Source organism: Lactiplantibacillus mudanjiangensis (assembly GCF_005405385.1).
GTDB classification, from domain to species: Bacteria; Bacillota; Bacilli; order Lactobacillales; family Lactobacillaceae; genus Lactiplantibacillus; species Lactiplantibacillus mudanjiangensis.
Genome location: NZ_BJDY01000007.1, coordinates 150,013 through 172,151 on the forward strand (window position 1 = coordinate 150,013; position 22,139 = coordinate 172,151).

Consider the following 22,139-nt stretch of genomic DNA (forward strand, 5'->3'; position numbering starts at 1 on the left):
TCATCCTGGCAAATCCCATCACTGCGGTAATTTAAAACGTAAACTGACCGTCACACCGCCTAATTCATTTTGTTCAATCATGAGCTGTGCTGCCGGCCCAAAGTAACCTTGTAGCCGTTCAATCACATTTCGTAAGCCAATAGTAGTGTGTTGTTGTTTAGCAACTAATCCAGCTTCACCACGAACCTTTGCCCGAACGGCGGCCAATGTCGCTTCATCCATTCCTTTACCATTATCCCGAACTTCCAAGTAAACCGTATGATCAGCGATTAACTGAGCTTTTAAGCTAATGGCATTATCCATGCGTAAATAATCAATACCATGTGCAAAGTAGTTTTCAACTAACGGCTGAAGACTGAACTTGGGCAGCTCCAAACTGGCTAAGCGCGGATCAATCTGAACCCCATAGGCAATTTGGTCTGGAAACCGCATTTGGTACAAGTAAATATACTTTTCGACAAACTCAACTTCTTTAGCCAACGTCGTTGTTGGCGATTGGTCCGTATTGTTTCGCAATAGTGCTGCAAAAGCATAAACGACTTCCGCCAATTCTGGCTCATCTTCAGCCACGGCATACATCCGAATATACTCCAACGTGTTATACAAAAAGTGTGGTTGAATTTGCGACTGCAGAGCCTTCATATTAGCAGCCTGTTGTTCAATTTGTAGTTGATAGATTTGATAAATATAATGATTGATTTCATCCAACATTTGATTAATCCCAGTTGCCAATGTTTTTAGATCACCTGATTGATTAGGAATCTGCAAGCGTTCATCTAGATCGCCCGTTCCGACTAACGTCATTGACCGAATCATGCCCTGTAATTGCAGTCGATAACTCCGAAAAGTCATCCACAAGCCGCCCAATAGGATGCCATCAATCAAGAGTGCTTCTCCTAAGAAAATGACGTTACGCCAAAGATGTGTTCGTCGAATAGCTGTCTTATTAACCAATGCAACGATCTTCTCGCCATTTGCTAATTCAGAAACACGATAACGATAGGTCTGATCCACTTGTTCGTTTGATTTTTCTTGGCTACCAAAAGTCTGTCGTACTAATTGTGTCGTTGCAGTGGCTTGTTTGACCGTAATTTTAGGCCCACGAAATTGGTAAACTGGAATACCCGCTGACGACAAAACCACCAGCTGCAAATTATTGGCTTGCGACAATTTCTTTAGCGAGGCCGTTAACGCACTTGTTTGATAAACCATATATAAAGTACCGTAGTTTTTTAAATTCGCATTATTTACAAAGGTGTAATTAAAACTAAATTGATCCGTTAAATCCAATGCTTTAGTCGTTTTATAACCACCTGGATGCTGTCGCGTCGCCACAAAATTTTTATCATAATCGCTCATCGAAATCATGATTTTTCGAATGTCATTGTTCCCAGTAAAAGCTTGTAAGGTCTCCGTTGGCAAATAGTAAAAAACATCACTATACGCATTGTTTTGGCTATAGGTCAGATAATTAGCTGGGCTGAGTTCAAAATATTTATATAAATTATCAACCTGATTATTGGTCCCCGTTAAATGCTGTCCAATCTCACGAACTTCACGATCATTGGCGGTCACTTGATCGCCAACCTTGTCTAGTGCGTTCGTTAAACTTCCATTAATTGCCCGATTATTAGCCACAGTCGTACTAGTCGCCATATAGATCGTAAACAAGCCGATCACCACGCTCAACAAAATAGCGTAATAAACCATTAACTGTAAAAAATTATACTTTCGTCGCCATTTCACCTACGTCCGCCCCTTACCTATCCTAAATTAAGCTAATTGCCCTTTTAACGTTTGGTACCAAGGCCGACCAATAAACGCCGTCCAGATTAAAATCGCTGGGACGGTGCCGAACAAAATCAATCCAGGAAACTTGTAAGTGAATCCCAAAATAATCACGTAACCCAATACCGTCTTTAAGACATTGAAAAAGTTGCTGAAAAATTGAATAAATGCCAACTTCAACAGATTTATCGTGCTGGTTGAATAGGCCCCAGCTAACACAATCAGCCCATTAAAGACGCAGATTACAAGAATAATCGCAAAAATAATCACAAAGTCTAATATCAAAAAAATCAGGCCGCGTAGCCGAACGGAATACCAGAGATTGAAACTAAGCAACACTAACAAGCCAACCCAACTATAAAAATACGCATTACCAACTTTAAAATATTGTTTAAATAGCTGCCAAGCCGCCTTAAAGCTATCTAATTGGTAATGCCACCCATTATAATGATACAGGTCACTAATCATTAACAATGATGGTCCAATCCCTAGAATCAGTAAACCACAAAAACTAAATAGCCAAAAGAACAAACTCAATTTAATAATCGTATATAAACGAATAAACGCTTTTTGTAAGCCCGTACTCAACATTATCTTATCCTCTTTTCAAAACACTGTCTGTTAGTCGCCCTCAAACTGCGCGGGTTCGCTTGGATAACTACCAAAGGCGCTCGCATTTTGCATGCCAGCGCCTCAGTCCGAGCCTGATAGAGATTGCTCAGACCAACGGTTATCTTTATTGTTTAGCTAAAAATTCAGTATATTGTTTCTGTAATAATTTTTGAACCTTGTCATAGCCAGCAGCCTTCAAAGCTTTGTCCATCTTCTTGATGGTTGGCTTTGGATCGGAAGTCCCAGTATTCAAACCGTCAATGTATTGATTCATGACATTTTGGATATTGGTAATTTCAGTTTTTACACTGCTCGTATCTGGTGTGAAACCAAGTAATGGTGATGACTTCGCACTCGCAATACTACTATTCCGTTCTTTAATCATCTTCGACGTAATATCGGTGGTTGTGTAAAGGTTCTTGTTGTTCCCGGTCATCCAAGCAGCCATTTGATTATCTGAACTATATTTGCTAGTCAATTTAATCTTGTCGGTACCCGCTTGCTTGTAATCAACACCTTTTTCACCCCAAACTAATCCGTTGAGTAATTTCTTATCAGAGTTAATTAAGCCTAGCACTTTAACGGCTAATTTTTTATGTTGTGACCCGTTACCAACAACCCAGTTAAAGACTTGTGATTGTGACACACTCTTCAATGGCATGGTGATCTTCTTTGATACGATTGCATCCTTTTGACCAGCCGTATTATTTAATTGGAAGTCGCCATAATCAAATGGGCCTTGGGTTTCTTGACGTGCAAACCAAGTTAAACTGTTGATTGGATAATCGGTGTTACTCGTTGCCGCATCTTGTGAGATATACCCAGCTTCATAGGCTTGATGCATTGCCGTTAAGTTCGCGATCATTCGTGGGTTATCATATTGATTAACAATCTTCTTGGTATTACCACCATCACTGACATCAACCCCAAATGGTAAGGTATTGCCTAATGGATAATCAAAGTTCGATTCAACTTTGAACCCTTTACCGGCCGCTAACGCTACGGTCTTGGCATCTTTAGCATGGAATTGTTTCAAGGCTTTATTCAGTGACGCATAAGAGTTCACCTTACTAATATCGATATTGTATTTTTTAACTAACCGGTTGTTAAAGGCAATGACTTGCGTTGAATAGACATTCCCATTAACCGGAAACGCATACAATTTGCCGTTGATTTTATTACCTTTAATGTAAGCTGAATCTAATTGCTTGTAGGCCGTTGGTGCGTACTTAGGCAATAGCTTGGTTAAATCAGCATAGGCCCCTTTTTGTGCATTAACGGTATAATTATCGGCTTTTGCAATATCGTAATGTTCACCAGATGACACAATAACCGCCATCTTTTGTGAATAGTCACCCCAGCCAATATAGTTGATCTTTAACTTAGCATTGGCTTTTTTTACCAATATTTTGTTAGCTCGTTTGATTAATTGATCATAATGTTTAGGCTTGTCCCCGATTTGATACATCGTTAAGGTTGTCGTGCCGTTTGAGCTTGTATCACTGCTTGATTTTTTGCTTCCACAAGCGGATAACGTTAATGCTAAGCCAGCTGCTAACCCCGTAACAGCGACTACTCTTTGCCATTTTGCCATAATAATTTCGCACCTTTCCTTTTTTGACACCTAAAATTTTTGACTATTCTTTGACCCCACCAATAGTTAAACCACGGACAAAATACTTCTGGAAGAATGGATAGCTCAAAGCAATTGGCGCAACCGAAATTACAACCATCGCCATTTGAGTAGCTTCCTTTGGAATGTTGGCCAGGCCACTCGCATATTGCGCGCCTTGAGTGGCATTTTGCGATAACATTTCAATGTTGGATTGAATCTGCATTAATAAATATTGCAATGGAACTAAATGGGTATTTTGAATGTAAAGTAACGCGTTGAACCAGTCATTCCAATAGCCCAGTGCCGCAAACAAACTAATCGTCGCAATCCCGGGTACCGCTAGTGGCAAGACAATTTGGATAAAGATCCGCATTTCACTAGCCCCATCAATCCGGGCCGCTTCAATAATTGACTCATTAACTTGTCGTTTGAAGAACGTTCGCATGACGATGATATTGAATGGACTCACTGCCATTGGCAAGATCAATGCCCAGATCGTATCTTTCAATTGCAACAGATTGGTCATGACAATATAGTTTGCAACCATCCCTGGTGTGAATAACATCGTGATCAGACAGAAAATCGTGAAGAAACGCCGATATTTGAAGCTTGAACGTGAAATCGAATACGCATACGTCGAGGTGAAGGTCGCGTTAATTGCCGTCCCTAACACCGTGACAAGCACCGTCACGCCCAATGCGTTCATCAATTGACCACTCATTTTACTTAAGTACTCATACCCAGCCGTGCTCCATTGTGACGGCCAGAATTGATAGCCATTCGTGACCAAGGAGTGTTCACTAGATAGTGAGATGACAATAATAAAGATCAATGGTAATAAACAAGAGATGGCGAACAGCGCCACTAAAATATTAAAGAAGACATTCGCCCCTCGACCAAAAGATCGGATTTCAACGGTCGAAATTTCCTTTTTATGCCACATGTTACACCCCTCCTTAGAATAGTGCTGAATCTGAATCGATTCGGCGAACGATAAAGTTACTAATCATCAATAAGACGAATCCGACTAACGATTGATACAAGGCCGCCGCACTTGACATCCCAATATCACCAGTAGACGTTAACCCGTTATAAATATACGTATCCAATACCGATGTCACATTATATAAACTACCAGAATTTTGTGGGACTTGATAGAACAGTCCAAAGTCGGCCCGGAAGATATTCCCAATGGCTAGAATCGTCATTAAGGTCATCAATGGGACTAACGCTGGAATCGTAACATTCTTAATCTGTTGCCACTTGTTTGCACCATCAATTTCAGCAGCTTCAAACAAGGTCGGATCAATCCCCATGGCACTGGCAAAGTAAAGAATACTGTTGTATCCAATCCCTTTCCATGTCCCAACTAGGAGTAAAATAAATGGCCAGTATTTAGGCGCGTTATACCAACTGATTGCCTTACCACCGTTACCCGTCAATAAGGAATTCAACAACCCTTGACTAGGACTTAAGAAGGCGTAAACGAAGTAACTAATAATAACCCATGATAAGAAGTAAGGCAGTAACATTGACGTCTGATAAACCTTCGTCAATCGCTTATTTCGTAACTGGCTCATCACAATAGCAAAGAACACTGAAATGATTAAATTCAACGAAATAAAGCCTAAATTGTAGAGCACCGTATTTCGTGTAATCAGCCAAGCCGCATTCGAACTGAATAAGAATTTAAAGTTATTGAATCCCACCCAGGGACTGCTTTGTAGACTGGCAATAAAGCCATTCGGATTAAATTGAAAATCTTTGAAGGCCACCACATTAGCAAAAACTGGAATGTAGAAGAAGAATAGCATCCAGATGACCCCAGGAATAACGAATAGAACTAACGGGGTGTTATCTCGGACACTGTACCAAAAGTTTTCACGTCGTTCTTGTTTTCGCCGTGCTTTATCTTCCGGTGTTTCCGGTCGCATTGCGGGCATTTCTGGTTGTACATTTTGCATGATTCCCGCTCCTTTCCTAACTTAACAATTAAAATTGTAGCGCTTACATATTGAGTAACCTAGACACAAATTTAAGGTCTTAGCGTAAATAATTAAGATCCGACCGTCTGACCAGTCGCAATGAGTTCATTGGCCAATAGTAAGCATCCCGTTAACCCAGCATCATCATTTAATTTAATGCGTTGAATATAATTCATCACATCCGGCGTTTCCGTGTAATGGCCTAATAAGTTGGTAAAGGCCTCGCGAATCAATGGGAAGAGTTGTTCTTGATGCATCACCCCACCACCGATCACGATTCGATCAGGTGAATAACTCAAGGTGTAATTCACGCAAGCTTGCGCAATATAAGTTGCCTCTAACTGCCACACTTCTGGTCGATTAGCTAGTTCGGCAGCCGGGGCGTTAAAACGTTGTTCCAGCGCTGGTCCTGAAGCTAAGCCTTCTAAACAATCCGCATGATAGGGACAAACCCCAGCAAAGTGATCCGTTGGTAAATGTTTAATCAAGATATGCCCGGCTTCCAAGTGATTGAAGCCGCGGAGAAACTTCCCTTGATAAATAACGCCAGCGCCAATCCCGGTCCCAACCGTAAAGTAAACCAAGTTATCAATATCCTTGCCAGCACCCAGTTGATACTCACCGTAAGCCGCGACATTCACATCGGTGGTCCAGTAAACTGGAATATTCAAATGTGTCCGAATATAACCTAAAAAATTAAAGTTTTCCCAACCAGCCTTGGGTGTATTGGTAATATAACCAAAGTCACGATGCTTGGCGTTAACCCCAATCGGGCCAAACGACCCAATCCCGATGGCCGCGACTGGATGTTGTTTGAAAAACGCCGTCACACCGGCTAACGTTTCCGTTGGCGTCGTGGTTGGAATCCGAATTTGTTCAATAATTTGACCCGTTTCATCGCCAATTCCACAAACAAATTTAGTACCGCCAGCTTCAATTGCGCCTAATTGCATGTTGTCATCCCCTATTCAATCGTCAATTCTGTTTCGGCATCGAAGAAATGGGCCTTACTCATTTCAAACGCCATTTTCACTTGCGAACCTGGTTCGTGATAATCTCGCGCATCGACTTGGGCCACAAATTCATTATCCCCAATCTTGGAATATAGCATCGATTCGGCACCCAACAGCTCTGAAACTTGAACCTTGGCGTCAACGACTGCATCCGGCATGGCTTGTAAAGCGACTTGTTCAGTATGGATATCTTCTGGTCGAATCCCGACCGTTATCTTTTTACCGTCGTAGCCTTTATCGATTAACCCTTTGAGCTTGCCACCTGGTACCGCCACTGATAAGCCGGCATCGTTGACCACCCGACCATCTTCTAAACGGGCATCAAAGAAGTTCATTCCTGGTGAACCAATAAAGCCAGCCACAAATTGATTAATTGGTTCGTTATACAGCTCACTTGGTGTCCCGATTTGTTGGACAACCCCGGTCTTCATGATGACAATCCGATCCGCCATCGTCATCGCTTCAACTTGATCATGCGTCACATAAATCATGTTAGTTTTTAACCGCTGATGGAGTTGGGCGATTTGCGTCCGCATTTGAACCCGCAACTTGGCATCCAAGTTTGACAAGGGTTCGTCTAATAGGAATAATTTTGCATCCCGAACAATTGCTCGACCTAATGCCACCCGTTGACGTTGACCACCAGACAACGCGGCCGGTTTCCGGTCTAAGAACTCTTCTAGACCTAAGATTTCGGCCGCATTCTTAACACGCTTATCGATTTCATCCTTGTTCTCATGTTTGATCTTCAAGCCAAACGCCATGTTATTGTAAACATTCATATTTGGATACAAGGCGTAATTTTGGAAAACCATCGCGATATCGCGATCCTTAGGCGCCATCCGATTCACCACTTTATCGCCAACGCGGACATCTCCTTTAGTGATCGATTCCAAACCAGCGATCATGCGCAATACCGTTGACTTCCCACAACCTGAAGGGCCGACAAAGACGATGAATTCATCATCTTTCATGTGTAAATTAAAATCGGTTACCGAATACTCGGGATTCCCATCGTATTTCTTATAAATATGTTCTAGTGCGATTTCAGCCATCTTACTGACTCCTTCCACGATTAACGATTATGATTGCTTATGCTTATAAATTTGATATATCATTTAACACGTTCATTGTAACTGGTAACCGTTTTCATAGTCTAGTTTTCGCTAACTAAGTTAATTATCTTCAACCTTTTGTCTTAAACAGCCCGAATCCCTTCTCTCCCAACCGATGACCACCTGAATTTCTTTATTAAAAATGAACATCAATTTTTTTACCTTTAGTTATTTGCTTTAATTTGTACGCAAATTAGACAAAAAAAGGACGCCATTCAACTGAATGACGTCTCTGAAAGATCATAATCTTTATTAAGTTTAAATTAGTCCTCATCTTCCGTAATCGCAGTTTCTTCACGATTAGCGGTTGCTTGTTGCATCTTGCCTAAAACGGCACGAGCAATTGGGCCGACGATGAGTAGTTGTAACGGTAGGGCGACAATTAAATTAAAGATCCAAGTATGACCATAAGTTGCCAATACATGGGCGCCGCTCAATTCACCTTCCACTGCAATCCCAAAGAGGGACATGCAGGTTACCATGCCTAAGACCATTAAAACTGAGATAGTAATCCCAATTAAAACGACCCGCTTGCGCATGTAATCATTAATGATATATTTAAAAGCTAAACCTTTCGCGATTGGTCCAACGACCAACATGTCTAAAATAATTGCCACCAACAATCCTAGTGGATACCCACTTAAGATTGCAAGGATCAAACCGTTGCTAAATCCTTGCGCCATCGTGACATTGTAGGCCGTCATAACGAACACCATCAACCCTGCCATGATCGCAGTAAACACAACTTCTTCTTTCCAATTACGTGGCATTTCTATTCAACACTCCTATCGTTTGGTTACAGTTGCTTACTATAGCACAACCACTTGGGGTGTCATAAGTAACAATTGTGTAACAAATTATAGAGCGTTTTCATAATTCCTTGCATTTCATCAAAATCTATGACAAAAGGTTGAAAGTTAAATGTATTGGTCGAAACCTTACCGACATTGACTTAAGTTGGATTAAATTTGTCACCTACGCCAGCCAGTGATTCTGCCGGCTGTATTGCAGATGTTAAATCGTTTTGTGATCACGAATATAACCGAGAGCGAGCCCACCTTGAGCCCGGCCGTGGGAAGCTTTTAGCGATTTATCGCTTAGAGCTTGGCGTTTTTGAAACACGGGGTTGGTGGTTCAAAACGACGGTTCAGACCGCCTTTTGGCTGAACCGGTCCCACCCACAGCGTTCCGGCTCAAGGTGGGCGAACAGCAGGTGGCAAGCATGACCATATCAACAATTATTGCTAAAAAGTAGCTTTCAACCTTTAGACCTATGACAAATCGGTCAAAAAAAGCGTTCAGGATTAGCTCCCAAACGCCATTGATTTTAATCCGTATATTTACCCACAACCGGCAAGTTTTGTAATACCTTGCGACCGTGTGGTGAATGCTCATCAATAACTTTAGTTAATTCTTGACCAGCCAAATTGCCATGATGCTTACCACCTGTCCAAGCGGCGACTCCAGTCACATCATAAACAACACCATCAACCGCCACATAGGCTGGTTGACCGTCTTGACCATTATATTTTGCTAACGTGGTTTGGTTAAAAGTTTCATTACTCATTAAATCACTCCTATCCGAATAGCTTAATCATAAACTGTATGCGCTAACAAATGCAAGCAATCCGTTTGACCGCGCCAAATAACCTGTACGGCCCCACCGCACAGGTTATTTGATTGCTTATTTAATGAACAATTATTGCATTGTGCCTAACTATGGCCACTACTTCATTGATTGCGTTGTTCATCATCAATAACCCGCGACATCTGTTTAAATGCTGCCAAAATACCTTCACTTAAACGTCACAAGCCTGATGATTCAGCGTTATCACCGTGTTGCTTTGAACCGGGTACTCGGCTAAAAACAACACCTCATCATCCTCATAGTTGCTGACAAACTAAGAGTTACCCCGCGTGACGACACTTGGTCGTCTACACCTCAGCCACTGCTTAATTTTTTAACTGACCGTTAAACTCGACTACTGGGCCGTTGCAGTTATTAACACCCCGTTAAACTGCAACCCGCACACATCGTTAACGATGATCCAGTCCTAAGCCTCAACGACCATTGTCCGATCAGGTGGACCAATCGTTGCCACTTCATGATTCGCTGCTAAATCCAGCGTAATCTTCGTGCTAACGGTCCCAGCCGGATCAATCAGATTTCGCGGTTGCCACCGCAATGCGCGCATCGCCGCTTGAACAACCGGATTCATCAGAATAACCGATGTCCAGCGATGCACCACCCGTTGTGGACAGCGATCAACAACGGCGATCACTTGGCCCGCTTGAACATGATCCCCAACTTTAACCACCAATTTGAAGCACCTTTCAGTCCAAGTCGGACTATCTAGGCCCAACCGTAACCATAGTGCTAACCCATTTTGTGTCTGAAAAGCTAAGGCTCGCTTTGTTTTAGCAAAATGCATCACCTGACCGGCCATCGGTGCGACCATTTGATCCGGTTGTGGAATCACACCACAACCGGAACCAAGTAAGCCCCGCGAAAAAGCCGTGCACGTCACTGGAACTAATCCCATCACCATTCCAAACTTGGGCGCCACTACTGGAACAATTGTACTTGTTGTCACTGACACGGGAGCCACTTCCTTTAGGCTAACTAGCCCAAACCAACCATCGTCATATTAGTTGATGGCTTCAACGATACTTACTATGATGACTGTACCATATTTTGACTAAATTTACCTACTTTCTAAACTGATTGTCAAAGGTTTACAAATGTTAACATTAGTTCATAAAGGTAATGAACAAACATAACGGTAAAAAACTATGCTAATAGTCACCTCCGTCGGCCAGTGATTCTGCCGGCTGTGGGGACCGGTTGCAGCCAAAGTGCGGGCTTCCACCTCGCTTTTAAGCCTAGCTAAACCCGCTAGTCTCAAAAGTCGTCCACATCGTAAAGTCCGGGAAAACTACCTGGACTAACAATATTTTCACGGCCGGCGCCATCACTGGCCGACTCCGGTTATATCGTAACCGAGTAATCACTAATATAGCCGAGAGTGAGCTCACATTGAGCCCAGCCGTGGGAGCTCTTGGCGATTTATCGCTTAGAGCTGGGCGTTTTTGAAACACAGGTTGGGTGGTTCAAAACGACGGACCAGACCGCCTTTTGGCTGGTCCGGTCCGCCCACAGCGTTCCGGCTCAATGTAGGCGAACGGTAGGTGGAAAGTAAGTCTAAGTTTGATTGATGATCACTTATCATATCAACGATTATTGCTATATAAATAACTTTCAACCTTTAGTAATTAACAAAAAAAGCCTATGGCAGTATTCCCCCATAAGCTCTCTCCGTCAATTTTAAAACTTAACTAACTGTGATTCGCATTCGACCATTACGTTTTGAATGATACAAATTATGATCAACCCGATTATAAAAATCAGTTGGTGACAAGTCATCTTTTGACATCGCCGAAACACCGACTGAAATTGAAATCGGAATTTGTTGATCACCGAAATTAACCGCTAAATGATTCAACGCGATAAAAATCTGCCGCACGATTGTTTGGGTTGATTCAACATCATATCCTGGGAACAAGATATTAAACTCTTCCCCACCCGTCCGATAAAGCTTAACTTTCGTATCATTGGCGTTAATGACTGTTTGAACCACATCAGTCGCATGCTGTAACACCCGGTCACCTGCAAGATGCCCATACGTATCGTTAACGTGTTTAAAATGATCAATATCAAACATCATCATCGATAGTTTCAAGTTATTCCGTGAGCTGTCTTCAAACAGAAACTTGATTTCGCCAGTATAGGCCGCAAAGTTTTCTGCCTGCGTTAACGCATCATGACTCGCAAATTGCGCTAACCGTAACTTGAACTCACTGTCTTTAGTCAACATCGTGACGTAGACGTAGAGTAAAACTTCGAAAATAACTAAGTAGACCCATTCTTGCCAATAAGTATCCCAAGGCAGGTTGAATTTAACTTTCATCCAGAGCCATAGCACCCCAGCAAATGGAATACCAACACTCATGTAAATCAATGGCGCCAATTTATGATTTTGAAAGTGAATTCGAACATAGTTCAACACCCAGAAAAACAGCACTAACGTAATTGCGTGTCCCCATGATTGCCAATAACCAATCGATTGGTTAAAGATCATGTAAACTAAGACCACTGGGAAAAAGAGATAGTAGGGGATATGGATATTCAAGAAGTACGCACAGAAAATCATCGCGATAACTTGAAAATTCATGAATTGCCAGGCATCATTTTGCCCGACAATCATCGACTGCATGCTAAAGACAAACACCAGCATGTACAGCACCCCGTGCCATGAATTGATGACATCATCATCAATATTAATATGGCGGTTGTGCACCCAAGATGTGATCCAATTAAATAATACCCAGTAAAGGGTCAACACTCCTAAAATAAAGAAGATGCTGGTGACAAATGGCGGTACCCGCCAGTAAGACCATGTCATAGATTAACCTTCCTTACTTAACGATCCTCGCTTGCTCGACACGCCAATGACCGCGCATGTTTGACGGCTAATTGGGGTTTACCATAGTAATATCCTTGATGTAAATCAATCCCCAATTGCTGTGCCATCTGCTGATCTTGTTCATCTTCGACCCCTTCTAATATCAAGTCGAGATGATGTTCTTGGGCAATCGTGTTCCAAAAAGCAAGCGCCGTCGGAATTTGATTAGCTTTTCCGCTCATCCGCAAATTTTGCATGGCAAATTTAATCTGATCAACAAACGGCAACGCATTTTTAATGTTGTCATAGGTATTAGATCCCGTACCAACATCATCAATGCTCAACTTGATTCCATATTGATGGAAGAGCATGCTGTACTTTTGAATTTCAGCTAACGTGGCACTTTCGGTCAGTTCAATCGTTAGTGCGGCCGGATTCAATCGTTTTTTCAAGTAAATAATCGTGCCAATCATCAGATCATCTTCAGCTTGTTCCCGATTCAGATTCAAGGCTAATACTTGATTAGTTGCTTTCGTCGCTAATTGCGTTGCTAGCTCTTCTAGTAAATGTGCTTGTTTGTCTAAAGGGAGTTCCGTAAACTTTTCTGGAACGGCCCAGTGACCATGACTTTCCTTACGTAACAATAGTTCATAACCAAAAATTGACTTTTGACGTTGATCAACTTGTGGTTGAACAAAAAAGCGATACATCTTATAAAGGACCTCATTTCATCAATGACTAAAGTGTCAATATATATTAACACACTATTAGTATAGCCTCTTATAACTAAAATTTCGACCTTAAATCCCGAATTTTAGCTCAAATCTATCATTAATTTGTACACAACTAACCAGTTTTAAACTTGACCACCAAGCAATGTGCCCATCACATAGGTGATTAACGCTGTCGCGACACCAACCAAAATGTTTCGTAGAATCACTTTTCGAACTGGCACTGCCGCGTGTCCCGCGCTCACAGTGGCATTCAACGATAATGCAATCATCATCGCCAACACGGTGTTAATTAAGCGCCAGCTTGGACTTGATAGACTAATTGCTAATAATGGAATTAAGGCACCGAACATAAATGAAACCATCGACATCCCCGCTGCATGTAATGGATTCAAAACATCCCGTTTCTGGATCTTCGTTTGTGTTAAATCAATCACTTGATGATCCGCCACAGCTTGCAATTGTAACTTTTGTAGTTGGACATCACGTTGTGCACTGACAGAGACGTATTCGCCACCCGCCATTGAGCAAGCCCCGGCAACCATCCCAGAAATGCCACTAATCAGTAAAGTGGTGTTACTCAGATCAGCCCCAACGGCTCCAAGCACGATCCCTGAAACGGAGATAATCCCATCGTTAGCACCCAAAATACCCGCTCGTAAAACATTCAAATGATCCCAGAAATATGAATACCGTGTTTGCCATTGCTTTAAAACTTGTAACATTATTTACTCTCCTCATTTCTGATTATAATTAGACGTTTAAATATGACGGTAAAACCTTTAAGTCGTGCTTAGCCACCTCCGCCAGCCAGTGATTCTCTGCCGGCTGTGGGGACCAGTTCCAGCCAAAAAGCGGGCTTCCACCTCGCTTTTAAGCCTAGCTAAAACCGCTAGTCTTAAAAGTCATCCACATCGTAAAGTCCGGGAGAATCACCGGACTAACGATGTTTTCACGGCCGGCGCCATCACTGGCTGGCTCCGCTTGTATTGCAAATACCAATAAATCGCGTATCACCATCACAGCCAAGAGTGCCTCCACATTGAGCCGAACCGCTGTGGGCAAACGGCAGATAGCAAGTCGCTCTACTTTTGATCAGTGATCATTACCAAAGTCAACTTTCAACCTTCATTTAGGGTCAAAAAAAGCATGGCCTGGCCGTTGCCCAGCGCCATGCAATTTTATTTACCGTTTTAACTTATCCCAAATCACAACCTCATTGGCTGCTAAAGACTTGGGGACATCAATAATCCGTTGGTTGGAACTGCCTCGGAATTGAAGCGTCAAATCCATCTTATCTTGTAAGAAACGCCCATCGACCAAAATATCGATCAACGATAACATTTTAAGCTTGTCATCCGAATCCTTTAGCAATTCGTCCCAAGTGTAGCCAGACCAAGACCAGATATCTTTGGTATGACCGAACTCTTGTCGAATACGTTCACAAATCCGAATACCAACTTGCGTATTCAAGAACGGTTCGCCACCTAGTAAGGTTAACCCTTGGACATATGATTGACTCAAGTCCTCGATAATTTGATCTTCCAATTCCTGAGTATACGGTTGCCCATAGTGGAAATTTTGCGCGGCCACGTTATAACACCCTGGACAACGGAACGGACAACCACTTAAATAAAGTGAACACCGAACCCCTTCACCATCAACAAAGTTAAAGGCCTTATAATCAGCGACGTATTGTTCACTTAACTCCTCTGCCAGCCATTCTTTCGGCATCGGATTGTTTGGTCCTTTCATAGCGCGCGGCATTTTTAATCATCTCCGGAGACATATTTTTTTCACGTGACGCAATTTCAACATGACGACCATGAACCATCGGCCGTTGTTGTGGATTGCCTAAATAACCACAAGTCCGCTTAACCACATCACAATATTTTGGATCATGATTACCACATTGTGGGCAAACAAAGCCACGCGCGGTCGCTTTGAATTCCCCTTTAAAGCCACACTTGAAGCATTGATCAATGGCCGTATTTGTTCCCAAGTAACCGACATGATCATAAGCCCAATCCCATACGGCTTCCAAAGCTTTTGGATTCTGGGTCAAGTTTGGATATTCACAATAATGAATAAAACCACCAGAAGCATACTGTGGAAAGTTTTCTTCCATTGTTAGCTTATCAAATGGCGATGGGTGTTTACGAACATCATAATGGAAGCTATTCGTATAGTATTCTTTGTCTGTGACATCTGGAATCCGCCCAAACTTTTCAATATCATCACGACAGAACGTATCTGTCAATGATTCAGCTGGTGTTGAGTATAAACTGTAATGATAGCCACTTTCAGTCGCCCAGTCATCACACTTATCACGCAAGGCTTTGACCACCTTTTCGGCAAAGACCCGCGCCGCTGGTTGGCTTTCCCAATCGGGACCAAAGAAAGTCGTGCAAACTTCGTAAATGCCAATATAGCCTAGTGAAATGGTTGCCCGTTGGTTCTTGAATAATTCATCAACCGAATCGTCAGCCTTGAGTCGCTTACCGAAGGCTCCATACATATAGAGCAATGGGGCATTCGTTGGCTTAGCCTCTTTCGTCCGTTCAATTCGATAAGCTAAGGCTTGATGACATAAGCCAAGCCGTTCGTTTAAAATTTCCCAGAACAAGTCAACATCACCATGCGCTGATAAAGCAATCCGTGGTAAATTGACGGTCACAACACCTAAGTTCATCCGCCCAGAATTGACTTCGACACCATTCTCATCGCGCCAACCTTGTAAGAAAGAACGACAGCCCATCGGGGTTTTAAAACTCCCTGTTAATTCCTTGATCTTGTCATACATTAATAAATCGGGATACATCCGCTTAGTCGAACATTCAATCGCTAATTCCTTGATATCATAATTAGGATCATTAGGACTCAAGTTCAACCCACGTTTGATCGTGAAGATTAACTTCGGAAAAATAGCCGTCCGATGTTCTTTGCCAAGCCCTTTAATCCGAATCGCTAAGATCGACTTTTGGATTTCACGTTCAATCCAACTAGTCCCAAGACCGAAGTTAACCGTCGTAAACGGCGTCTGACCTTGTGATGAATACAAAGTATTGATTTCATATTCGAGAGCTTGCATGGCATCATAAATATCTTTTTTCGTCTTCGCTTTAGCAAAAGCAGTCTGTTTATCAGCGGCCACCCACTTTTTGGCATCAGCCAAATGCTTTTGGTAATTGATTTCGGCATATGGGGCCAACAACTGGTCGACCCGGTTTGCTGAACAACCACCATATTGAAGTGACGCCACGTTGGCAATAATTTGGGCCATTTGTGCAGTTGCCGTTTGAATTGAGCGTGGTGAAGCGACTTCTGCGTTCCCAATCTTATAACCATTTTTGAACATGCCATCAAAATCGATCAAGCAACAGTTAGTTTCTGGCGTCACCGGTGAATAGTCCAAGTCGTGCCAATGTAAATCGCCCCGTAAATGGGCTTTTGCTACCATGTCAGGTAACATCTTCAAACCTAACGCTCGACTGGCCGCCCCAGCTTCAAGATCACGTTGGGTATTAAAAACATTACTATCTTTATTCGCATTTTCATGAACAACACTGGCATCACGCTGAAACAACTTTTCAATTCGTTCACGAACATTAGTTGCTTGTGAAAAGCGATGTTGTTCTTGCACAAAATAATCTTGATACTTTTTAGCAGCTAACGGTAACCCAAGTTGTTTAAAAATCGTCATTAAAGCTGGCCGCAATTCTCGCGTTTCAATTTGTGTGGCACCATGATAATGCGCCACTAGCGCTTGCTTAATCGCTTCGCGTTGCGCGTCATCAGTGACTAATTGCGTTAACACAAAATCTAGTTTATATGGGTGAAAAGCCATTTGTGTGCCGTCACGCTTAATCACGGGCAACGCTCTTAATTGGTCTAACACATCCGTCGTTGTTGTCGTTGTCATAAAATCCCCACTTTTCAAAAATCGTTCGTTGGCTTCAATTGAGCATTGGTACAGTCCTACAATCAATGGTGTTCTCAATCAAATTCGATACTATATATAGTAGCTCATTTCTCGATTTTTGCCTATATCTGGTTTTTATCCTGAATCGCGACAAAGGTAATTGATTCAAGCTTTCATCACGCTAAAAAATACTTTAAATTTATTTGTTATATTACTGAAATTATATAAACGGAATATTTAATTTAGGGGCTTGATGGCGTATACAACATGCCGATAAAACCAAGCATCAGCTCGAATTTATCGTATCAGATGACAATATTTTTAATGAAAAAAGTTAGGCGTTTCGGTTCCGTTCATCCGCCACTTCTACTATAATTAAAAAAGTGTGGGGGGCGAACCCTGCTAGCACGGCGGAGGAGAATCAGCATGAAAAATTTACGGGGAATGCTCGGCGTCATGGTACTGTTGGCATTGGGATTAGCAGGATGTCAAACAGTCGCCAATGACTCTTTGAATAACAATCAAGATCAAACGGTTCAATCAGCCACACCTAGTCTAACTGCAGTCAGCAAAGTTCGGAAAACTGACTATCTAGGTCGCTGGGTCAGTACAACTCAAGGGGCCGCACTTTACTTAACAAGCAATCAAAAAGCAGCGTGGTTCCAAAAAAATCACACCACGGTCAAGGGACATGTCACCTTAAAGCTAGGTGACAATGGTCAAGCAACCTTGACCCATGCTAAATTTGGCACCATCAAAGTGACCTTACAAGATGCCACAACAATGACGTTAACCCGCGGGAAAACCACCTTTAAGTTAACTAAAGATACGGGTTGGAGTCCGAAACATGGAAAGATTCCAACCAGTACTAAAACGGCGTTGAATGGCACCTCATTAGCAACACCAACACCATTGAAAAAACCTAATTATCAATAAAAAATCAGCACCCAGTGATATTGACTGAGGTGCTGATTTTTTATTGATTACTAAAGGTTGAAAGCTACTTTTTAGCAATAATCGTTGATATGATAAGCATTCATCGATCAAAACTAGTCATACTTGCCGCCTACCGTTCGCCCACCTTGAGCCGGAACGCTGTGGGCGAACCGTCGTTTTGAACCACCCAACCCGTGTTTCAAAAGCGCCAGTCTCTAAGCGATAAATCGCTAAGAGACTCCCACGGCTGGGCTCAATGTGGAGGCACTCTCGGCTATGTTAGTGACTACAAACTTGATTAACATCTAACCGGAGCCAGCTAGTGATGACGCCGGCCGTGAAAATATCGTTAGTCCGGGTGATCTTCCCGAACTTTACGATATGGACGACTTTTGAGACTGGTGGCTTTGGCTAGGCTCAAAAGCGAGGTAGCAGCCCGCACTTTGGCTGGAGCCGGTCCCCACAGCCGGCAGAATCGCTGGCTGGCGTAGGTGACAATTTAATCCAACTTAAGTCAATGTTGGTATGGTTTCGATCAATAACATTTAACTTTCAACCTTTAGTTGATTACTTCAAATGAGTCACAAAAAGTTGTTCGTATAATTTGATAAAGTCCAAATACATCTGCCGATCAACGTTTTCATCAACTTGATGGGGCGTCATGTTCCCCGGACCAAACATGATAAATGGAAAATCAGCTGATTTGTCTTTCAACAAGTTCGAGGCATCCGTAACTGCTGGAATGGCTAATTTTGGAATAGGTTCGCCCGCATATGATTCACCAATCTTGGCCGCCAAATCACTCAATGGGGTGTCTTTAGGCGCCGCAACCGGATCTTGTGACATGAAAACGCTCAAGTTAACCTGGGCTCCTTGGGCATTTTGTTGATCGACTAATTTTTGCAAAGCGGCAATGGCCGTCTCATTATCAAACTCTGGAATCGAGCGAATATTAAGTTCAGCATGCGCTTCACCTGGAATCGAGTTCACCTGGTTACCACCTTGTAAAACCGTACTATTGAAAACCAGCTTTCCTAATAAATCGCTGGTACGATCACTATCACGGAAAACATGGTTCGCTTGTGCCAAAATATCAATCAACGGATCTAATGCATTGTAGCCGGCCTCCGGCATTGAACTATGCGCCGTTTTACCTTGTGACGTTAATTCAATATCAATCGACCCCTTATGCGCATATGCAATATTATAGCCAGACGGTTCACCAATCAATAAGGCATCAACATCGTCCATCGTCCCCGCTTCATAGAATGCCTGTGAACCAGTTTCGCCGACTTCTTCAGCAATCGTTGCCATTAAACGAATACGGCCATTTTTCAATGTGTGTGCCGCTTCAATTTCAATCATAGCAATGACCATTGCGGCCAAGCCTGATTTCATATCCGTCGCACCACGACCATACAACTTGCCATCGCGTTCAGTTAACGTAAACGGATCACTCGTCCATTTTGAGATATCACCCGGTGTCACCACATCCATATGACCAGAAATACCCAAAATCGGCCCAGTCGTCCCGATTTCGGCAAGCAAATTAGCTCGGCCATCGCTAACGGCCATGAGTTGCGCATCAATCCCATGATCGGCAAACAACTTTTGTAAATATTGTGCCACCAATGCTTCATGATCGTTAACGGATTCAATGTGTACCAAGTCCGCTAAAATTTGAACTTTTTCTTCATCACTAAATACTGCCATCTATTAAGCCCTCCTCAAAACCTGATGTCTCAAGTTTAACGCAATTTGGGCTAACAGGGGGTAATCTTGTACTTTAAATCGCTGTTAAAATGAGGCCTATACACCTCACGCCAGCTTACCTCCCCCAGTATAGAACCCGCCATTTTCTTAACTTGCGATCGACATAAAATCACGCCTATAATAGACCTAAACTTATCAAGAAACTGAGGCTGTTATTTATGATTAAACCGATCGTTCATGATCCTAACCAATTGGCTCATCCAGCCGTTCCCGCCACCAAAGCGGACTTACCACTGGCCACCGACCTTTTAGAGACCTTAAAAGCCCATGCCAACGAGTGCGTCGGCATGGGGGCTAACATGATTGGTAGCAATAAGGCCGCCATTGTCGTTCAAATGGGACCATTGGCAGTTGTCATGTTTAATCCCGAAATCATCAACAAGCATGATGCTTATCAAGCGACCGAGGGGTGTTTATCACTAACCGGTGAACGCTCGACAACACGTTACCATCAAATCACCGTCAAGTTTCAGGACCGCAACTTCAAGCCACAGCAACAACAATTTTCTGATTGGATCGCCCAAATTATCCAACATGAAATTGATCATTGCCACGGTATTTTGATTTAAAGACTACTAATTATAAGGACTGATCACATGACTACTTTAAACGATGCCGGTCAACCGGCGATTTCCGAACTGGCACAACAACGTCGCCACGTCTCACATTACGCGTTGGGAACCGATATTGATTTAACACTTTTTGGTAGCGATACGAACGACTACTTGACCCAAGCCAACCAGCTCATTGATCAATATGAAGATCGACTAACGGTTAATCGACTCCATTCAGAAGTCATGGCGATTAACCATGCCGCGGGTCAGCATCCGGTTCAAGTCTCAGCGGCCACGTATTCGTTAGTTAAACAAGCCATTTTACTCAGTCAACAACACTTTGGCTTTAATGCGTTAATCGGCCCACTCGTCAAACTTTGGCGGATTGGCTTCGATGATGCTCAACTACCAACCCAGGCTGAAATTGACGCACGTTTAAAACTCGTTGATCCTTTTAGCGTTGAACTAGACGACCAGCTCTTTAGTGTTTATTTAACCCAAGCTGGGATGGAGCTAGATTTAGGTGGTATCGCTAAGGGCTACATCGCCGATCGTATTCAAGACTACTGGGAAGCTTTTGGTCAGCGCGCTGGCATGATTAATCTCGGTGGTAACTTGTTAATGGTTGGCGACTCACCGCTACATGACGATCACCAATGGCGTGTGGGCATTCAAAATCCACTGTCTCCACGTGGTAATGCGATTGCCAGCGTTAAAATTGGCGCTTGTTCGGCTGTGACTAGCGGTATCTACGAACGCCATTTTGAAATCAACGGTCAATCCTATCATCACATTTTAGATTCAAAAACGGGTTATCCACGGCAAAACGATTTGCTTAGTGTAACGATTTTTTCTAAAAAATCTATCGATGGTGAAATTGAAACGACCCGTCTCTTCTTCGCCGGTCAACCAGAAGATAACTGGGGTATTGATCGCGATGACCTGTATGGTGCGATCTTTGTCACCAAAGAAAAGAAACTTGAAATCGTTGGTTTAGCAGATGCAACTGTGACACTGCTTGATCCAGAATTTGAAATTGCTTAAGCGAAGCACCGCCATTGTGACTCAATGACGGTGTTTTTTATTACTTCCTAAAGGTAAATTAAATATGTTGGTCGAAACCTTACCAACATTGACTTAAGTTGGATTAAATTGTCAACCTACGCCAGCCAGTGATTTTGCCGGCTGTTGGGACCGGTTCAAGCCAAAATGCGGGCTTTCACCTCGTAAGCCCGGGAAAACCACCCGGACCAACGATATTTTCACGGCCGGTGCCATCACTGGCTGACTTCGGTTATATCGCAAACAATCACCATCATAACCGAGAGTGAGTCCACATTGAACCCAGCCGTGGGAAGCTCTAAGCGATTTATCGCTTAGAGCTTGGCGTTTTTGAAACACGGGGTTGGTGGTTCAAAAACGACGGTTCAGACCGCCTTTTGGCTGAACCGGTCCGCCCACAGCGTTCCGGCTCAATGTGGGCGAACGGTAGGTGGCAAGTACGACCAGTTTTGATCAGTAGTACTCTTCTCATCAACAATTATTGCTAAAAAGTAGCTTTCAACCTTTAGTAACTTCATTCAAGTCACCAGTAGCGTGATATAATTGGCCTCATACTAACTAGGGGATGAT

Annotated in this window: 19 protein-coding genes; 3 read left to right on the forward strand and 16 right to left on the reverse strand. The window is 42.8% G+C overall.

Translation table 11 applies throughout. From position 1 onward, the window contains the following. Positions 1-18: 18 nt before the first annotated feature. The 15 genes from FFM84_RS14070 to nrdD all read right to left on the reverse strand — a co-directional run bounded on the left by FFM84_RS14070 (position 19) and on the right by nrdD (position 17,244). The gene (locus FFM84_RS14070; protein WP_130845913.1) at positions 19-1,746 is read right to left on the reverse strand and encodes a sensor histidine kinase; all 1,728 of its coding nucleotides are present in this window, start codon (positions 1,744-1,746) and stop codon (positions 19-21) included. 27 nt (positions 1,747-1,773) lie between these two features. Beyond that, positions 1,774-2,379, reverse strand: coding sequence for a DUF624 domain-containing protein (locus FFM84_RS14075; protein ID WP_130845914.1), 606 nt, complete (start codon positions 2,377-2,379; stop codon positions 1,774-1,776). 145 nt (positions 2,380-2,524) lie between these two features. Then, entirely contained in the window at positions 2,525-3,994 is a 1,470-nt protein-coding gene (locus tag FFM84_RS14080) for an ABC transporter substrate-binding protein (RefSeq protein ID WP_130845915.1), read from the reverse strand. 43 nt (positions 3,995-4,037) lie between these two features. Continuing rightward, positions 4,038-4,958: a carbohydrate ABC transporter permease gene (locus FFM84_RS14085; protein ID WP_130845916.1), complete on the reverse strand. Its 921-nt coding sequence runs from the start codon at positions 4,956-4,958 to the stop codon at positions 4,038-4,040. A gap of 13 nt (positions 4,959-4,971) precedes the next feature. Then, positions 4,972-5,979 (reverse strand): ABC transporter permease, encoded by a 1,008-nt coding sequence (locus FFM84_RS14090; RefSeq protein WP_371852226.1) that lies wholly within the window; start codon positions 5,977-5,979, stop codon positions 4,972-4,974. A gap of 92 nt (positions 5,980-6,071) precedes the next feature. After that, a complete protein-coding gene (locus FFM84_RS14095) occupies positions 6,072-6,953 on the reverse strand; it encodes an ROK family protein (RefSeq protein WP_130845917.1) in 882 nt (293 codons plus the stop codon). Between the two features lie 11 nt (positions 6,954-6,964). Continuing rightward, positions 6,965-8,068 carry an ABC transporter ATP-binding protein gene (locus tag FFM84_RS14100; RefSeq protein ID WP_130845918.1) on the reverse strand — a complete coding sequence of 368 codons (1,104 nt, stop codon included), beginning with the start codon at positions 8,066-8,068 and terminating at the stop codon, positions 6,965-6,967. Between the two features lie 323 nt (positions 8,069-8,391). Beyond that, entirely contained in the window at positions 8,392-8,898 is a 507-nt protein-coding gene (locus tag FFM84_RS14105; RefSeq protein WP_130845919.1) for a DUF2798 domain-containing protein, read from the reverse strand. Positions 8,899-9,455: 557 nt separating this feature from the next. Continuing rightward, a complete protein-coding gene (locus FFM84_RS14110; RefSeq protein ID WP_130845920.1) occupies positions 9,456-9,695 on the reverse strand; it encodes a cytochrome b5 domain-containing protein in 240 nt (79 codons plus the stop codon). A gap of 487 nt (positions 9,696-10,182) precedes the next feature. After that, positions 10,183-10,728: a PTS glucose transporter subunit IIA gene (locus tag FFM84_RS14115; RefSeq protein WP_130845921.1), complete on the reverse strand. Its 546-nt coding sequence runs from the start codon at positions 10,726-10,728 to the stop codon at positions 10,183-10,185. A 732-nt stretch (positions 10,729-11,460) separates the two neighbouring features. Beyond that, on the reverse strand, positions 11,461-12,591 hold the full coding sequence (locus FFM84_RS14120; protein ID WP_130845922.1) for a GGDEF domain-containing protein: 1,131 nt from the start codon (positions 12,589-12,591) through the stop codon (positions 11,461-11,463). Between the two features lie 17 nt (positions 12,592-12,608). Continuing rightward, positions 12,609-13,301, reverse strand: a complete 693-nt coding sequence (locus FFM84_RS14125) for an EAL domain-containing protein (protein WP_130845923.1) — start codon at positions 13,299-13,301, stop codon at positions 12,609-12,611. A gap of 146 nt (positions 13,302-13,447) precedes the next feature. Beyond that, complete coding sequence (locus FFM84_RS14130) at positions 13,448-14,047, reverse strand: VIT1/CCC1 transporter family protein (protein WP_130845924.1); 600 nt, start codon at positions 14,045-14,047, stop codon at positions 13,448-13,450. A 460-nt stretch (positions 14,048-14,507) separates the two neighbouring features. Then, a complete protein-coding gene (gene nrdG / locus FFM84_RS14135) occupies positions 14,508-15,089 on the reverse strand; it encodes an anaerobic ribonucleoside-triphosphate reductase activating protein (RefSeq protein ID WP_130845925.1) in 582 nt (193 codons plus the stop codon). Continuing rightward, a complete protein-coding gene (gene nrdD, locus FFM84_RS14140) occupies positions 15,022-17,244 on the reverse strand; it encodes an anaerobic ribonucleoside-triphosphate reductase (RefSeq protein ID WP_130845926.1) in 2,223 nt (740 codons plus the stop codon). Before nrdD ends, nrdG begins: the two co-directional genes overlap by 68 nt. A 426-nt stretch (positions 17,245-17,670) precedes the next feature. Here nrdD and FFM84_RS14145 point away from each other — a divergent pair, with 426 nt between their 5' ends. Then, positions 17,671-18,180: a hypothetical protein gene (locus tag FFM84_RS14145; RefSeq protein ID WP_130845927.1), complete on the forward strand. Its 510-nt coding sequence runs from the start codon at positions 17,671-17,673 to the stop codon at positions 18,178-18,180. Positions 18,181-18,747: 567 nt separating this feature from the next. On the opposite strand, the gene FFM84_RS14150 is transcribed toward FFM84_RS14145, so the two are convergent. After that, a complete protein-coding gene (locus FFM84_RS14150; RefSeq protein WP_130845928.1) occupies positions 18,748-19,893 on the reverse strand; it encodes an ArgE/DapE family deacylase in 1,146 nt (381 codons plus the stop codon). A 218-nt stretch (positions 19,894-20,111) separates the two neighbouring features. Between FFM84_RS14150 and FFM84_RS14155 the strand changes: the two genes are divergently transcribed. Together FFM84_RS14155 and FFM84_RS14160 are read left to right on the forward strand one after the other, a co-directional pair. Continuing rightward, positions 20,112-20,522, forward strand: a complete 411-nt coding sequence (locus FFM84_RS14155) for a peptide deformylase (protein ID WP_130845929.1) — start codon at positions 20,112-20,114, stop codon at positions 20,520-20,522. A gap of 27 nt (positions 20,523-20,549) precedes the next feature. Then, positions 20,550-21,551: an FAD:protein FMN transferase gene (locus tag FFM84_RS14160; protein WP_130845930.1), complete on the forward strand. Its 1,002-nt coding sequence runs from the start codon at positions 20,550-20,552 to the stop codon at positions 21,549-21,551. The last annotated feature ends 588 nt before the right edge of the window (positions 21,552-22,139 follow it).

What these genes read in the sequence shown, in the direction of transcription:
- FFM84_RS14075 (WP_130845914.1), bottom strand. Translation starts at nt 2,379, where the DNA reads ATGTTGAGTACGGGCTTACAAAAAGCGTTTATTCGTTTATATACGATT.
- FFM84_RS14080 (WP_130845915.1), bottom strand. Translation starts at nt 3,994, where the DNA reads ATGGCAAAATGGCAAAGAGTAGTCGCTGTTACGGGGTTAGCAGCTGGC.
- FFM84_RS14085 (WP_130845916.1), bottom strand. Translation starts at nt 4,958, where the DNA reads ATGTGGCATAAAAAGGAAATTTCGACCGTTGAAATCCGATCTTTTGGT.
- FFM84_RS14090 (WP_371852226.1), bottom strand. Translation starts at nt 5,979, where the DNA reads ATGCAAAATGTACAACCAGAAATGCCCGCAATGCGACCGGAAACACCG.
- FFM84_RS14095 (WP_130845917.1), bottom strand. Translation starts at nt 6,953, where the DNA reads ATGCAATTAGGCGCAATTGAAGCTGGCGGTACTAAATTTGTTTGTGGA.
- FFM84_RS14100 (WP_130845918.1), bottom strand. Translation starts at nt 8,068, where the DNA reads ATGGCTGAAATCGCACTAGAACATATTTATAAGAAATACGATGGGAAT.
- FFM84_RS14105 (WP_130845919.1), bottom strand. Translation starts at nt 8,898, where the DNA reads ATGCCACGTAATTGGAAAGAAGAAGTTGTGTTTACTGCGATCATGGCA.
- FFM84_RS14110 (WP_130845920.1), bottom strand. Translation starts at nt 9,695, where the DNA reads ATGAGTAATGAAACTTTTAACCAAACCACGTTAGCAAAATATAATGGT.
- FFM84_RS14120 (WP_130845922.1), bottom strand. Translation starts at nt 12,591, where the DNA reads ATGACATGGTCTTACTGGCGGGTACCGCCATTTGTCACCAGCATCTTC.
- FFM84_RS14125 (WP_130845923.1), bottom strand. Translation starts at nt 13,301, where the DNA reads ATGTATCGCTTTTTTGTTCAACCACAAGTTGATCAACGTCAAAAGTCA.
- FFM84_RS14130 (WP_130845924.1), bottom strand. Translation starts at nt 14,047, where the DNA reads ATGTTACAAGTTTTAAAGCAATGGCAAACACGGTATTCATATTTCTGG.
- nrdG (WP_130845925.1), bottom strand. Translation starts at nt 15,089, where the DNA reads ATGCCGCGCGCTATGAAAGGACCAAACAATCCGATGCCGAAAGAATGG.
- nrdD (WP_130845926.1), bottom strand. Translation starts at nt 17,244, where the DNA reads ATGACAACGACAACAACGACGGATGTGTTAGACCAATTAAGAGCGTTG.
- FFM84_RS14145 (WP_130845927.1), top strand. Translation starts at nt 17,671, where the DNA reads ATGAAAAATTTACGGGGAATGCTCGGCGTCATGGTACTGTTGGCATTG.
- FFM84_RS14150 (WP_130845928.1), bottom strand. Translation starts at nt 19,893, where the DNA reads ATGGCAGTATTTAGTGATGAAGAAAAAGTTCAAATTTTAGCGGACTTG.
- FFM84_RS14155 (WP_130845929.1), top strand. Translation starts at nt 20,112, where the DNA reads ATGATTAAACCGATCGTTCATGATCCTAACCAATTGGCTCATCCAGCC.
- FFM84_RS14160 (WP_130845930.1), top strand. Translation starts at nt 20,550, where the DNA reads ATGACTACTTTAAACGATGCCGGTCAACCGGCGATTTCCGAACTGGCA.